Here is a 13,461-nt window from a genome sequence, read left to right as displayed (position 1 = left end):
CGTCAGGCGTGCAGGGCCTCGTTCAGGGTGACGCCGACGCCCGAGCGGCGGACCGCCTCGACTGCGCCGCTCAGCGAGTTGCGGCGGAACAGCAGCCCGTCCTGGCCGGAGAGCTCGGCGCCCTTCACGGTCTTCTTGGCGCCGTCGGCGGTCACCGGGCCGTCCACGAGCACGATCTTCGTGCCGGCGGTGACGTACAGTCCGGCCTCCACCACGCAGTCGTCGCCGAGGGAGATGCCGATGCCGGCGTTCGCGCCGAGCAGGGTGCGCGACCCGATCGACACCCGGTGCGAGCCTCCGCCGGACAGCGTGCCCATGATGGACGAGCCACCGCCGATGTCGCTGCCGTCGCCGACGACGACTCCCTGGGAGATCCGTCCCTCCACCATCGAGGATCCGAGGGTCCCGGCGTTGAAGTTCACGAAGCCCTCGTGCATCACGGTGGTGCCGGGGGAGAGGTGGGCGCCCAGGCGCACACGGGAGGCGTCGGCGATCCGGACCCCGGCCGGCTGCACGTAGTCGGTGAGGCGCGGGAACTTGTCGAGGCCCTGCACCTGGATGCCGGCGCGCTGCAGCAGCGGCCGGAGGCGGTTCGCGTCGTCGGGGTGCACCGGGCCCGCGTTGGTCCAGGCCACGTTCGGGAGATGTCCGAAGATGCCGTCGAGGTTGAGCTCGTTCGGGCGGACGACGAGGTGCGAGAGCGCGTGCAGGCGCAGGTACGCGTCGGCGGTCGAGGCCGGGGCGGCGTCGAGATCGATCTCGAGCTGCACCGTCTCGACGGTCACGTTGCGGCGCTCATCGGGGCCGGTGAGCGGTTCGAGCGTTGCCAGCGCCGCGGCGACGTCTGCGGCGGCGGGCGCGGCGCTGAGCACCTCGGGGAACCAGGCGTCGAGGACGGTGCCGTCCCCGGCGATCGTGGTCAGTCCCGTACCCCATACCGTGCGCGCGTCAGTCATCCCTCCACGCTAGCGCGCCGCCACGCGGGTCACGCCGCAGATGACGGTGAAAGTAGGCTGGGGGCATGGTGCTCGATCTGACCGCGACCTCCGTCGACCTCACCCGTGCGATCTGCGACATCCCGAGCGTCTCGGGCGACGAGAAGCCGCTCGCCGACGCGATCGAGGCGGCGCTCCGGCCCTTCGCTCACCTCGAGGTGATCCGGCACGGGAACACGATCGTCGCCCGCACGGACCTCGGCCGCGCTCAGCGCGTCGCGATCGCCGGGCACATCGACACCGTGCCGATCAACGGCAACGTCCCGACGAAGGACGTCGAGATCGACGGCGTGCCGCACCTATGGGGGCGCGGCACCGTCGACATGAAGGCCGGCGCCGCCGTGCAGCTCAAGCTCGCCGCGGAGCTCTCCGACCCGGCGATCGACATCACCTGGATGTGGTACGACAACGAGGAGGTCGAGGCCTCCAAGAACGGTCTCGGGCTGCTCGCCGCCGTGCGCCCTGACCTCTTCGAGGCCGACTTCGCGATCCTCGGCGAGCCGTCGAACGGCGAGGTCGAGGGCGGATGCAACGGCACGCTGCGCGCCCTGGTCCGCACGCACGGGGTGCGCGCCCACGCCGCGCGCGCCTGGATCGGCGAGAACGCGATCCACAGGGCCGCCCCGATCCTCACCCGTCTCGCCGAGTACCGGGCGCAGGAGGTCGAGGTCGAGGGGCTCGTGTACCGCGAGAGCCTGAGCGCCGTGCGCATCGTCGGCGGCGTCGCCGGGAACGTCATCCCCGACGCCTGCGAGATCGAGGTCAACTACCGGTTCGCACCCAGCAAGACGGCTGCCGAAGCCGAGGAGCACATCCGCACCGTGCTCGCCGGGTTCGAGGTGGAGGTGACGGATGCCGCGGAGGGCGCCCGCCCCGGTCTGGACGCCCCGATCGCGCAGCAGTTCGTCACAGCCGTCGGGGCAGAGCCCCGGCCGAAGTACGGCTGGACCGACGTCGCGCGCTTCTCCGCCCTCGGCATCCCGGCCGTGAACTACGGTCCCGGTGATCCGCATCTCGCACACCACGACGAGGAGCGCGTCCCGCTCGCGCAGATCGATGCGGTCGAGCGCGGGCTGCGCGCATGGCTCAGCGCGCGCTGAGCGTCGCGCGCCGGTGGGCGCACGCGCCTGCGGCGCTGCGGATCGCCGTGGTGTACCTCCTCGCGCGCCTGGCGACCACGCTCCTGCTGATCGGCGCTGCCGCGCAGTCCACCTCGCTCTCCCGATTCGGACCGGACCCTGGTCTCGCCGACTTCGTACTCGGCTGGGACGCCCAGTGGTACTGGCTCGTCGCCGAGAACGGCTATCCCGCCGAGCTCCCGCGCACCGAATCCGGGGAGGTGGCGGAGAACGCCTGGGCGTTCATGCCGGTCTTCGCCTACGCCGCCAAGGGGATCGGCTTCCTGTTCGGCTCGTGGGGTGTCGGCGCCTTCCTGCTCTCCTTCGTCGCGGGCTACCTCGCCTGCCTCGCCCTGCACCGGCTGCTGCGCGAGCGGATCGGGAGATCGGCGGCGCTGTGGTCCGTCGCCTTCTTCGCGGCGGGCCCGCTCGCCGCGATGTTCCAGGTCGGGTACGCCGAGTCCCTGTTCCTCCTGCTGCTGTTCCTCGCCCTCGACGCGGTGGCGCGCCGTCGCTACGCCTGGCTGTACGCGATCGTCCCCGTGATGGCGTTCACGCGCCCCGGCATCCTCGCCTTCGCCCTCTACCTCGGCCTGCACGGCATCCTGCGCTGGATCCGCCGCCGGGACGACCCGCTGGCCGCGCGGGAGATCGTGCACATCGTGGCGCTCGGCGCGCTGAGCACCGCCTGCGGCTTCGCCTGGCAGCTGATCGCCGGAGTCGTCACCGGCGATCCGGGTGCCTACCTCGCGACCGAGCTCGCCTGGCGACGCCACTGGGTCGCCGGCGGCGTCGAGCACTTCGTCCCCTTCGAGGGCTGGGTCCAGGCCTCGCAGTTCTGGTTCGGGCAGTGGGGGATGCCGCAGGCCTGGGGACCGGTCGTCCTCGTGCTCCTCGTCGTCGCCGCGGGTGCGGCGCTGCTGTACGCGCCCCCGGTGCGCGCGATCGGTGCCGATCTGCGGCTGTGGAGCGCGAGCTACCTGCTCTACCTGCTCGCGGTGTTCTTCCCGCAGTCGAGCACGTTCCGGCTGCTGCTGCCGCTCAGCCCGCTCTGGGGCGCCGTCGCCGTGCCGCGTTCGCGCTGGTGGCGGCTCGGCGTCCTCTCCCTGTGTCTCGGCGGTCAGTGGGCGTGGATCCACCATGTGTACGCGCTCGGCAACACCTTCTGGCAGGTGCCCTGATCGTCGACGGCTGATGCATTTCTTCTCAGGCGACGTCCAGGTCTCGGTGACACCCGATAAACTGGTTTTCATACCACCGGAGGAAAAGGAGCCACGATGGCAGCGATGAAGCCGAGGACCGGAGACGGACCCATGGAGGCCGTGAAAGAAGGGCGACTCATCATCGTGCGTGTCCCGCTCGAAGGCGGCGGCCGTCTGGTCGTCTCCGTGAACGACGCCGAGGCCAAGGAGCTTCACGACGTGCTGGCAGCCGTCGTGGCACCGGCCTGATCGACATGCACCCGCATCAGCGGGTCGCGAAGGGCGACGGATCACCGATCCGTCGCCCTTCTTCCATCTGCGGGCGGCGACGCCCCCTGCGCGGCGCGCCGATCAGCGGTCGGCGATGCTGCTCAGCGGTCGGCGATGCTGATCAGCTGGAGCAGGCCCTCGCCGGACGAGGAGACGGTCGCGAGGACCGCCGAGGACTCCTGCGTCTCCTGGATCAGGGAGCGGTAGGCCGAGGTGACCTCGTCGCGCTGCACGGGATCGGCGACCCGTCCGCCGGCGAGGACGCGGGGGACGAGCACCATGCCGCCGGTGCGGGCGAGGCGGAGGCCGTGCTCCACGTACTCGATGACGTTCTCCGGATCGGCGTCCACGAGGACGATGTCGTACGACGCCTCGTTCATCCGGGGGAGCACGTCGGCGGCGCGGCCGGTGATGAAGCGGGCCCTGGTGGCCGGGATGCGGGCCTCGGTGAAGGACTGGCGCGCCGCGGCGAGGTGCTCCGGCTCGTTGTCGATCGTCGTCAGGACCGCCTGCGGAGCACCGCGCAGCACCCAGAGGCCGGACACTCCGGCGCCGGTTCCGATCTCGACGATCGAGCGCGCACCGGTCGCGGCGGCGAGAACGGCGATCTGCGAGCCGACGGCTGCGCTCACCGGCGCCGCCCCCAGTTCGACGGCGTGGGCACGGGCGCGCGCGATCGGATTCGGCTCCACGATCGATTCGCGGATGAAACGTGCGTTCGCGTCATGCTCGCTCATGTCTCCAGGGTATGCGCTCGACGTGCACCGAGAAGGCAGGCGCGGCGGTAGCCTGGTGACATGACGTTCGGGCTCACCTTCGAGAAGCTGCTGCTTATCGGTCTGATCGCCGTGCTCATCATCGGGCCTGATCGTCTGCCGAAGGTCGCCGAGAGCTTCGCCCGGACGGTGCGCCGGGCCGGCGAGTACATCCGCGACACCAAGTCGAAGATGCGCGACGAGATCGGACCGGAGATCGACGACGTCGACTGGCGCAAGCTCGACCCGCGCCAGTACGACCCGCGGCGCATCATCCGCGACGCCCTGCTCGAGGACACCCCGAAGCCGGCCGCACCCGCCGTGGCCACCGCGATCGCCGAGCCGCCGCGCGTCCCGACGCCGCGTCCCGAGTTCTCGCGGACGTCGCCGCCGCCGTTCGACGTCGAAGCGACCTGATCCGCAAGCCGCGAGCCGCGAGCCGCAGGCTGCGGGGTCAGCCGAGGGACATCGGCAGTGAGCGGCCGGCGAGCCCCCGGCCCTGACCGGAGAGCGTCCTGGCGAGTTCGCGGATCGCTGCGGCCGCGGCATCCTGCGCGTCCCCGGTCACCACGGGAACCCCTGCGTCCCCGCCCTGCCGCAGCGCGGGGCTCAGCGGGATCGAGGCGAGGAGGGGCACGGGGACGTCGGCGGACAGCGCCTCGGCCACGGCGGCGCCCCCGCCGGAGCCGAACAGGTCGACCACGGTGCCGTCCGGCAGCGTGAACGCGGCCATGTTCTCGACGACGCCGATCACCCTCTGTCCGGTCTGCCTGGCGACGAGACCGCTGCGGATCGCGACGTCGGATGCCGCCGTCTGCGGAGTCGTCACGACGAGGACCTCGGCGTGGGGGAGCAGCTGGCCGATGGAGATCGCGATGTCCCCGGTGCCGGGCGGCATGTCGATGAGGAGGATGTCGAGGTCGCCGAAGAAGACGTCGGTGAGGAACTGCTGCACGGTGCGGTGCAGCATCGGGCCCCGCCAGGCGACGACGGCTTCGCCGTCTCGCAGGAACATGCCGATCGAGATCGCCTTCACCCCGTGCGCCACCGGGGGGAGCATGAGGTCGTCGATGCGGGTCGGCTGGGTGCCGGCCGGGATGCCCAGCAGCCCGGGGATCGAGAACCCGTGCACGTCGGCGTCGACGAGGCCGACCGCGAGCCCCTGGTCTGCGAGGGCCACGGCGAGGTTGGCGGTGACCGTCGATTTGCCGACGCCGCCCTTGCCGCTGGAGACGAGGATCACGCGCGTGAGCGACTCGGGGCCGAAGGGCATCTGCCGGGGCGCGCGTCCGTCGCGGAGCCTCTCCGTGAGCGCCTTGCGCTCGGCCGGGGTCATCACGCCGACCTCGACCTCGACCTCGACGATGCCGGGGACGGATGCCGCGGCGGTGCGGACATCGGACTCGATGCGCTGCGCGGCCGGGCAGCCGACGATCGTCAGCACGATGCCGACGCGCGCGGTGCCGTCCTCGACATCGATGTCGCGCACCATGTCGAGGTCGCCGATCGGCCGGCGCAGCTCCGGGTCGGTGACGGCGGAGACGGCGGCGCGGACGGCGTCGGCGGCGGTCATGAGGCGGGGCCGCCCGCGGCCGGCCGGCCCTCGGCGCGGTCGGCCACCTCGAGCTCGGCGAGCAGCGCCTTGAGCTCCTGGCGCAGCACATCGCGCGTGACGACCTGCGTGTTGCGCTCCTCGAGCGACATCCGCAGCGCCACGATCTCGCGGGCGAGGTACTCCGTGTCGGCGAGGTTGCGCTCCGCGCGCTGACGGTCCTGCTCGATCTGCACCCGGTCGCGGTCATCCTGACGGTTCTGCGCGAGCAGGATCAGCGGCGCCGCGTACGAGGCCTGCAGCGACAGCATCAGCGTGAGCGCGGTGAAGCCGAGGGCGGCGTCGTCGAAGCGCAGATGGTTCGGCATGAGCGTGTTCCAGGTGATCCAGAGGATGCAGAACAGGCTGAGGATCACCAGGAACGCCGGCGTGCCCATGGCGCGGGCCACCCACTCCGTGAACCGCCCGAAGCGGTCGCGGGAGCTCGCCCGGGGGCGCGTCGCGCCGCGGCCGAGGGGCGCGTCGAGGCGGGGCGAGCGTGCCATCAGCGCACCTCCTTCGGGGCGTTCTCGTCACTGTCGTCGTGGCTGCGCCAGTCATCGGGCAGGAGGTAGTCGAGCACGTCGTCGACGCTCACCGCGCCGACGAGACGATGTGCGGCATCGATCACCGGGAGCGAGACGAGATCGTAGCTCGCGAGCATCCGCGCCACCTCGGCGGCGGATGCCGTCACCGGGACCGGCTCGAGGCTGTCGTCGACGATCGCGCCGAGCCGCTCGTGCGGCGGGTAGCGCAGCATCCGCTGGAAGTGCACGACGCCGAGGAGACGGCCGGTCGGGGTCTCGAACGGCGGCAGGGTCACGAACACGGCGGCGGCGAGGGCGGGGTGCAGCTCGTGCCGGCGGATCAGGGCGAGGGCCTCGGCGACCGTGGCGTCGGCGGAGAGGATGATCGGCTCCGGCGTCATCAGACCGCCGGCCGTGTCCGGGCCGTAGCGGAGCAGCATCCGGACGTCTTCGGCCTCTTCCGGCTCCATCAGCTCCAGGAGCTGCTCGAGGCGGCTCGGCGGGAGCTGGGCGAGGAGGTCGGCGGCGTCGTCCGGCTCCATCTGATCGAGCACGTCGGCCGCGCGCTCGTCGCCGAGCCGGTCGAGGATGTGCACCTGCTCGTCTTCCGGCATCTCCTCGAGCGCGTCGGCGAGCCGGTCATCCGGGAGCTCCTCTGCGACTTCCAGCAGTCGCTGCTGCGGCAGATCGAGGAGGGTGTTGGCGAGGTCGGCGGCGTGCAGCTCGGAGTACGAGGCGACGAGCTGCTCAGCGGACTGCGACTCGCCGGGCGCGCGCTGCTCCGAGACCTCGTTCCAGGCAGCGAAGGTCGTGGGGCCCTTCGCGAAGGGCGAGGCGCTGGTCTTCGGGCGGCGCAGGAAAAGCTGGCTGATGGCCCACTCTCCGAGCCGGTTCGGTTCGATGGCGACGTCCTCGATGACGGCCGTGCCGCTGCCGTCCACGAGGCTCACCCGGCGGCCGAGGAGCTCGGCCAGCACCCGCACCTCGCCGGCGCGCGGGGAGAAGCGCCGCACGTTGATGAGGCCGGTGGTGATGACCTGCCCGGCGCGGATGGACGTGACGCGTCCGATCGAGAGGAACACCTGGCGGCGGCCCGGAATCTCCACGACCAGGCCGATGACGCGGGGAGCGGCGGTACTTCGGTACACGATGACGACGTCACGGACCTTGCCGAGCCGGTCGCCCACGGGGTCGAAGACGGCGCACCCGGCGAGGCGCGCGGCGAATACCCGTTGTGTGCTCACCCCTCCAGCGTAGTGCGCGGCATCCGCGGGGAACCCCAGTGCCGCACTCTCGGACAGGTCATCGGCGGGCATGGAAGAATGGCCGGATGAGCATGCTTAATCGTCCGGCCGACTCCGCTGACACCGGCGAGATCGTGGCATCGATGCGCGACTACGAGAGCGCGCAGAAGACGGTGTCCAAGCTGATCGCTGCCGAGGTGCCCGCCCGCGACATCGCCATCATCGGGCAGAGCGTGCGCACGGTGGAGCGGATCACGGGCCGGCTGGGCTACGCGGCGGCCGCCCGCTCCGGCGCGATCAACGGCGTGCTGATCGGACTGTTCCTCTCCGCGATCCTGGTTCTCGGCAACCCGGACGTGCCGATCCAGCTGTTCGTGGGCTTCGTGTTCATCGGCGTGGCGGTCGGCATGCTGCTGAGCCTGGTGACCTACGCGATCGTGCGCCGTCGTCGCGACTTCGCGAGCGTCACGCAGTTCGCCGCCGACCACTACGAGGTCACCGTGCTCCCCGGTTCGCTGGCGAAGGCGCGGCAGGCACTCGGCGCGGTGCGCCCGGCAGCGACGCGCGCCCCCGTGAACCTCGACGAGCCGCCGCGCTACGGCGAGCGGATCACCCCGGCCGGCACGCCGGCGCAGACGGCGCCGGCGGCGCCCACGCCGGCGGAGCCCGTGATCCCGCCCCGTCCGGCGGACCCGGTGCCGCAGTCGGATGCCGGGCCCGTCGCGGCTCCCGAGTCCGAGCCGGCCTCGGAGGAGCCCGCTCCGGAGAAGCCCGCCGAGAACTCCTGATGGAGGAGGCCGTCGCGATCGAGGTCGCGCTTCCCACCGGCCCGGTGACGGTCTCGGCCGACTGGCGGCAGGGATCGAACGGAGCGACCGTGGTGATCGCCCACGGTGCCGGCGCGGGAAAGGATCACCCGTTCCTCACCGGGTTTGCCCACGGGCTCGCCGACCTCGGCTGCTCCACCCTGCGGTTCAACTTCCCGTACGTCGAGCAGGGGAGGCGGATGCCGGGCCCGGCCACGCACGCGATCGCGACCTGGCGTGCCGTCGTGGAGCACGCCCGCACCAGGGAACCCGGCGCCGCGATCTGGGCCGCAGGCAAGTCGTACGGCGGCCGGATGGCTTCGATGGCCGTCGCCGAGGGACTCGAGGTCGACGGGCTCGTGTACCTCGGCTATCCGCTGCACGCGCCGGGGAAGCCGGAGAAGCCCCGCGCGGAGCACCTGCCGGCGATCGCCGTGCCGCAGCTGTTCATCGAGGGGACGAACGACCCGTTCATCCAGCCGATCTCGCAGTTCGAGGAGGTCGTCGCGACCTGTCAGGACGCGACCGTCGTGTGGATCGAGGGCGGCGGGCACACCTTCGAGGTGAAGGGGCAGAAGCGCCCGGCATCCGAGGCGGGGTCATCATTGGTCACATTCGTGTCGGAGTTCGCAGCCCGCTGAGACCATGGAAGCGTCATGAACGCTTCACACCCCTACGACGCCATCGGCATCGACGAGCTGCGCCGGAGCGGCAGCTTCAAGTGGTCGGCGCACCCGGAGGCCATCGGCGCCTTCATCGCGGAGATGGATTTCGGCGTCGCGCCGGCCGTCACCGAGGCGCTCGTGGGATCGATCGGGAGACTCGTCGGCTACCCGACGCCCGCACTCGTGAACGAGATGGCGGAGTCGTGTTCGCGCTGGATGCGCGACGCCTACGGCTGGGAGGTGCCGGCGTCCCGCATCCGGCCCGTCGGCGACGTGCTGATCGCCCTGCGGGCCACGATCGACCATTTCACCCGGCCGGGATCGAAGGTGATCCTGCCGACTCCCGCGTACATGCCGTTCCTGAAGATCCCGCCCATGCACGACCGCGAGGTCATCGAGGTCCCCCTGATCGAGGAGGACGGCCGCCACGTCTTCGATCTCGAGGGCATCGACAGGGCGTTCGCCGACGGCGGCGGGCTGCTCATCCTGTGCAACCCCTACAACCCGGTGGGGCGCGTGTTCACCCGGGACGAGCTCCTGGCCGTGTCCGAGGTCGTCGAGCGGCGCGGCGGGCGGGTGTTCTCCGACGAGATCCATGCGCCGCTGGTGTTCGCCCCGCACAGGCACATCCCGTACGCGAGCATCAGCTCGGCGGCCGCCGGCCACACCATCACGTCCACCAGCGCGTCGAAGGCCTGGAACCTCCCCGGACTCAAGACGGCGCAGGTGATCCTCAGCAACGACGCCGACGCCGCCACCTGGGCCACCCCGGTCGTGACCCGCAACGAGCTGCTGGCCAGCAACCCCGGCATCGTCGCGAACACCGCGGCGTACGACCGCGGACGGGACTGGCTGGCCGACACCCATGCCTACCTCGACGGCAACCGCACGCTGCTCGCCGCACTGCTCGCCGAGCACATCCCGGCGATGGGCTACCGGATCGCGGAGGGCACCTACATCGCCTGGCTGGACGCGCGCGAGCTGGACATCGACGGTTCGCCCGCGGAGTTCTTCCTGAAGGAGGCCGGGGTCGCATTGACCGACGGCACCGCGTGCGGAGCGGCCGGGGACGGCTTCCTCCGCTTCATCCTGGCGACGCCGCGCCCCGTCATCGAGCAGGCAGTGATGCAGATGGCTGCGGCGCTCGCGCGACGGCGGGTCGCCGCGACGGTCTGAGCGGCACCATCCGCCTGCGAGGATGGCGGGATGACACGGGAACGCATGAAGGGGCTGCACCACGTCGAGATCTGGGTCGCCGACCTCGAGAGCGCCGCGCGCTCCTGGGGGTGGCTGCTCGGCCGCGTGGGCTTCGAGCGCATCGCGGAGTGGCCGGAGGGCGAGAGCTGGGATGCGGAGGGCGTCTACGTCACTCTGACGACCTCCCCGAACCTGTCGGCCGGCGGGCACGACCGTCGTCGGCCCGGCCTGAACCACCTGGCGTTCCGGGGCGGCTCCCGTGCCGAGGTGGACGCGATCATGGCGGAGGCGGCGGCGCACGGCTGGCGTCCGCTGTATCACGAGCGATACCCGCACGCGGGCGGACCCGATCACTACGCCGGGTGGCTGGAGAACGCCGACGGGTTCAAGGCGGAGATCGTCGCCGGATAGCGACGGCCTCCGCCCTTCGGGCTGACGGCCGGGCGGGCGTGTCGAGTTCCCGTGCAGTCGGCGGGCCGGCCGGAACGGACTCAGCCCTTCTGCACGCGCGCCATCCACGCCTCGACCTCGTCGGCCGTGCGGGGGATGCCTGCGGACAGGTTGACCGGGCCGTCCTCGGTCATCAGGATGTCGTCCTCGATGCGCACGCCGATGCCGCGCAGCTCGGCGGGAACGGTCAGGTCGTCGATCTGGAAATACAGGCCCGGCTCGATGGTGAACACCATTCCCGGGGCGAGGATGCCGTCGTAGTACATCTCGCGACGGGCCTGCGCGCAGTCGTGCACGTCGATGCCGAGGTGGTGCGAGGTGCCGTGAACCATGTAGCGGCGGTGCTGACCGCCGGCATCCGCGTCCAGCGCCTCCTCCGCCGTGACCGGCAGGAGGCCCCACTCGGCCACGCGGGCGGCGATGACCTTCATGGCCGCCCCGTGGACCTCGCGGAACGGCACGCCGACCTGCGCGGCCGCGAAGGCGGCGTCTGCGGCCTCGCGCACCGTCTCGTAGACGCGGCGCTGCACGTCCGTGAACGTGCCGGACACCGGGAGGGTGCGGGTGATGTCGGCCGTGTACAGGCTGTCGGCCTCGACGCCGGCGTCCACGAGGATGAGGTCGCCCGGCACGACGGTGCCGTCGTTGCGGGTCCAGTGCAGATAGCAGGCGTGCGGGCCGGATGCCGCGATCGTGTCGTAGCCCTCGCCGTTGCCGTCCTCCCGGGCGCGGCGGTGGAACACGCCCTCGACCACTCGCTCGCCGCGGGAGTGCGCGACGGCTTCGGGGAGCGAGCGGATGATGTCGTCGAAGCCCTTCGCCGTGATCTCCACGGCATGGCGCATCTCGGCGATCTCGAACTCGTCCTTGATGAGGCGGAGCTCGGAGACGAAGCGGTCCAGCTCCTCGGACTCGCCGAGCACGAGCTCGCCCTCGGCGGCGGCGAAGTCGTCGAGATGGGCGGTCGCGATCTGCAGGTCGGCGGCGACGCCGGCGAGCGACGGGCGCGGACCGATCCAGAACTCCCCGATCGTCGCGTCGGCGTAGAACTCGGTCGTCGTGCGGTCGGCCCGCTCGCGGAAGTACAGGGTGACGTCGTGGCCGGCATCCGTCGGCTCGAACACGAGCACCGAGTCGGGCTCGGCATCCGACGCCCAGCCGGTGAGGTGCGCGAATGCGGAGTGCGCGCGGAACACGTAGTCCGTGTCGTTGCTGCGCTGCTTGAGAGAGCCGGCCGGGATGACCAGCCGCTTGCCGGGGAACGCCGCCGACACGGCGGCGCGGCGGGCGGCGGCGAACGGAGCCTGCGCCCGGGCCGCGGGCATCGACTCCGGACGCTCAGCCCATCCGGTCGAGATCGTGTCGAGGAATCCACGAGGGAAGGGCTGCTTCCGGTTGGTGGTGCTGTTCTCGACGGCCTTGTCGGTTCCGGGCTCCGCGATCGTGTCGCGCTCTGCGGTGTTCATCCCACCAGTCTGTCACCTGCACGGCGGGTGCGATTCGTCTCGCCTCGCCCGCTCGACGACCGCGGCGTCAGCCCGCGGGCTCCAGCTGCACGACGAGTGCCCTGTGATCGCTGCCGGCGGCGTCGTCGAGGACCACGGATCCGGTCGGCGTCCAGTTCGCCGATGCCATCACGTGGTCGATGGGGACGCCCAGCGGGGCGGGCAGGGAGCTCGGCCAGGTGCCGCTGACGCCGTTGCCGGTGCGCGAGGCGGCATCCCGGCAGTAGCCCATGTCGCCGCCGTCGATGCCCAGCGGGGCCATGTGGTCGACGGTGGCGTTGAAGTCGCCGGCGAGGATGAAGTCACCGGCAGGGCACTGATCGGCGATCCACTGCAGGTCGCTGCGCCACAGCTCCATCTCCTCGACCCGCGGCGCGACGGCGTGCACCGCGACGATCGTCGGCCCGGAACCGTCGATCGGCATCAGCACCGCGCTCGGCACGGACCCGGTGTTGCTGGACCCGTTCTGCGACGACTCGATGACCGAGTACTCGCCGAGGTCGGGGGAGACGAGGACGGTTGTCTGCCACGACTTCGGCCCGTCGACGACGTCGGGCCGGAACTGGACGTGGTGCACCCACATCGGATGACCCTGCTCGCGGAGCATCACGGCGATCTGCTCGCCGACCGCCTCGGTGGTCTCCGGCAGCGCGACGATGTCGGCGCCCTGAGCGAGGATCTGCTCGGCGACGACCTCCGCCGGAACGGCCTCGCCGGCCGTGTTCCAGGTCAGGACGCGGATGCTCTGCTCCGTCTCCGCGGGCAGGGTGCTCCCGCCGAATCCGCGAGCGAGCCCGATGACCCCCGTCGCGCCGGCGCCGAGGAGCGCGACGATGAGGACGGACGCCGCGAAGCCGCGCAGCGGGCGCGCCAGAAGGAGCAGCAGCGCGAGCACGGCGATGGCGAGGAACGCGACGAGGACCACTCCGCGCACCGCGACCACCTGCGCGAAGGGATACGTGTGCTCGAGATGGAAGAACTGGGGCCACACCACGATCGCCGCCGCGATCGCGAGCAGCACGGTGAACAGGATCCCGACAAGACGAAGCATCCCCTCCAGCCTAGGAGGACCGCCTGTGAAGTCTCTGCCGCTCCGCGGGCGCGCCGGTGCTCTCCTGTCTCGGTACGCTCGGAGG

General features: G+C 71.5%; 15 protein-coding genes. 8 read left to right on the top strand and 7 right to left on the bottom strand.

Annotated features, from left to right (window positions below; all coding sequences use genetic code 11):
- Positions 1 to 2: 2 nt before the first annotated feature.
- Positions 3 to 956, bottom strand: a complete 954-nt coding sequence (dapD, locus tag G6G98_RS04995; protein WP_067350417.1) for a 2,3,4,5-tetrahydropyridine-2,6-dicarboxylate N-succinyltransferase — start codon at positions 954 to 956, stop codon at positions 3 to 5.
- Positions 957 to 1,021: 65 nt separating this feature from the next.
- Between dapD and dapE the strand changes: the two genes are divergently transcribed.
- From dapE to G6G98_RS04980, 3 genes are all read left to right on the top strand, one after another.
- Complete coding sequence (gene dapE, locus G6G98_RS04990; RefSeq protein ID WP_164233452.1) at positions 1,022 to 2,095, top strand: succinyl-diaminopimelate desuccinylase; 1,074 nt, start codon at positions 1,022 to 1,024, stop codon at positions 2,093 to 2,095.
- Positions 2,077 to 3,294: a hypothetical protein gene (locus G6G98_RS04985; RefSeq protein ID WP_164233454.1), complete on the top strand. Its 1,218-nt coding sequence runs from the start codon at positions 2,077 to 2,079 to the stop codon at positions 3,292 to 3,294. The genes dapE and G6G98_RS04985 overlap by 19 nt, the downstream gene beginning before the upstream one ends.
- Positions 3,295 to 3,390: 96 nt before the next feature.
- Positions 3,391 to 3,564, top strand: coding sequence for a DUF3117 domain-containing protein (locus G6G98_RS04980; protein ID WP_017203323.1), 174 nt, complete (start codon positions 3,391 to 3,393; stop codon positions 3,562 to 3,564).
- Between the two features lie 122 nt (positions 3,565 to 3,686).
- On the opposite strand, the gene G6G98_RS04975 is transcribed toward G6G98_RS04980, so the two are convergent.
- Positions 3,687 to 4,322: an O-methyltransferase gene (locus tag G6G98_RS04975; protein WP_067350428.1), complete on the bottom strand. Its 636-nt coding sequence runs from the start codon at positions 4,320 to 4,322 to the stop codon at positions 3,687 to 3,689.
- 60 nt (positions 4,323 to 4,382) lie between these two features.
- Here G6G98_RS04975 and G6G98_RS04970 point away from each other — a divergent pair, with 60 nt between their 5' ends.
- Positions 4,383 to 4,757 (top strand): twin-arginine translocase TatA/TatE family subunit, encoded by a 375-nt coding sequence (locus tag G6G98_RS04970; RefSeq protein ID WP_067350433.1) that lies wholly within the window; start codon positions 4,383 to 4,385, stop codon positions 4,755 to 4,757.
- Between the two features lie 37 nt (positions 4,758 to 4,794).
- Here the strand turns inward: G6G98_RS04970 and G6G98_RS04965 are convergent, their stop codons facing one another.
- The 3 genes from G6G98_RS04965 to G6G98_RS04955 are packed head-to-tail and all read right to left on the bottom strand — an operon-like array spanning position 4,795 to position 7,702.
- The gene (locus G6G98_RS04965; protein WP_164233456.1) at positions 4,795 to 5,913 is read right to left on the bottom strand and encodes an Mrp/NBP35 family ATP-binding protein; all 1,119 of its coding nucleotides are present in this window, start codon (positions 5,911 to 5,913) and stop codon (positions 4,795 to 4,797) included.
- Positions 5,910 to 6,437: a DUF1003 domain-containing protein gene (locus G6G98_RS04960; protein WP_067350439.1), complete on the bottom strand. Its 528-nt coding sequence runs from the start codon at positions 6,435 to 6,437 to the stop codon at positions 5,910 to 5,912. Before G6G98_RS04960 ends, G6G98_RS04965 begins: the two co-directional genes overlap by 4 nt.
- Positions 6,437 to 7,702 (bottom strand): magnesium transporter MgtE N-terminal domain-containing protein, encoded by a 1,266-nt coding sequence (locus G6G98_RS04955; RefSeq protein ID WP_067353524.1) that lies wholly within the window; start codon positions 7,700 to 7,702, stop codon positions 6,437 to 6,439. Before G6G98_RS04955 ends, G6G98_RS04960 begins: the two co-directional genes overlap by 1 nt.
- Before the next feature lie 86 nt (positions 7,703 to 7,788).
- Here G6G98_RS04955 and G6G98_RS04950 point away from each other — a divergent pair, with 86 nt between their 5' ends.
- From G6G98_RS04950 to G6G98_RS04935, 4 genes are read left to right on the top strand one after another with little or no spacing between them, the layout of a single operon-like run.
- Positions 7,789 to 8,490 carry a general stress protein gene (locus G6G98_RS04950; RefSeq protein ID WP_164233458.1) on the top strand — a complete coding sequence of 234 codons (702 nt, stop codon included), beginning with the start codon at positions 7,789 to 7,791 and terminating at the stop codon, positions 8,488 to 8,490.
- Positions 8,490 to 9,149 (top strand): alpha/beta hydrolase family protein, encoded by a 660-nt coding sequence (locus G6G98_RS04945; protein ID WP_164233460.1) that lies wholly within the window; start codon positions 8,490 to 8,492, stop codon positions 9,147 to 9,149. Before G6G98_RS04950 ends, G6G98_RS04945 begins: the two co-directional genes overlap by 1 nt.
- A 15-nt stretch (positions 9,150 to 9,164) precedes the next feature.
- The gene (locus G6G98_RS04940) at positions 9,165 to 10,349 is read left to right on the top strand and encodes a MalY/PatB family protein (RefSeq protein ID WP_067350457.1); all 1,185 of its coding nucleotides are present in this window, start codon (positions 9,165 to 9,167) and stop codon (positions 10,347 to 10,349) included.
- A gap of 45 nt (positions 10,350 to 10,394) precedes the next feature.
- A complete protein-coding gene (locus G6G98_RS04935; RefSeq protein WP_164233922.1) occupies positions 10,395 to 10,781 on the top strand; it encodes a VOC family protein in 387 nt (128 codons plus the stop codon).
- 80 nt (positions 10,782 to 10,861) lie between these two features.
- Here the strand turns inward: G6G98_RS04935 and G6G98_RS04930 are convergent, their stop codons facing one another.
- Together G6G98_RS04930 and G6G98_RS04925 are read right to left on the bottom strand one after the other, a co-directional pair.
- Positions 10,862 to 12,286 (bottom strand): aminopeptidase P family protein, encoded by a 1,425-nt coding sequence (locus G6G98_RS04930; RefSeq protein ID WP_067350460.1) that lies wholly within the window; start codon positions 12,284 to 12,286, stop codon positions 10,862 to 10,864.
- Between the two features lie 67 nt (positions 12,287 to 12,353).
- Entirely contained in the window at positions 12,354 to 13,376 is a 1,023-nt protein-coding gene (locus G6G98_RS04925; RefSeq protein WP_067350463.1) for an endonuclease/exonuclease/phosphatase family protein, read from the bottom strand.
- Positions 13,377 to 13,461 lie beyond the last annotated feature (85 nt).

The sequence above is a fragment of the Microbacterium hydrocarbonoxydans genome (assembly GCF_011752045.1).
Lineage (GTDB): Bacteria > Actinomycetota > Actinomycetes > Actinomycetales > Microbacteriaceae > Microbacterium.
The sequence above is the reverse complement of the archived record's forward strand: the minus strand, read 5'-3'. Positions and strand labels throughout refer to the sequence as shown.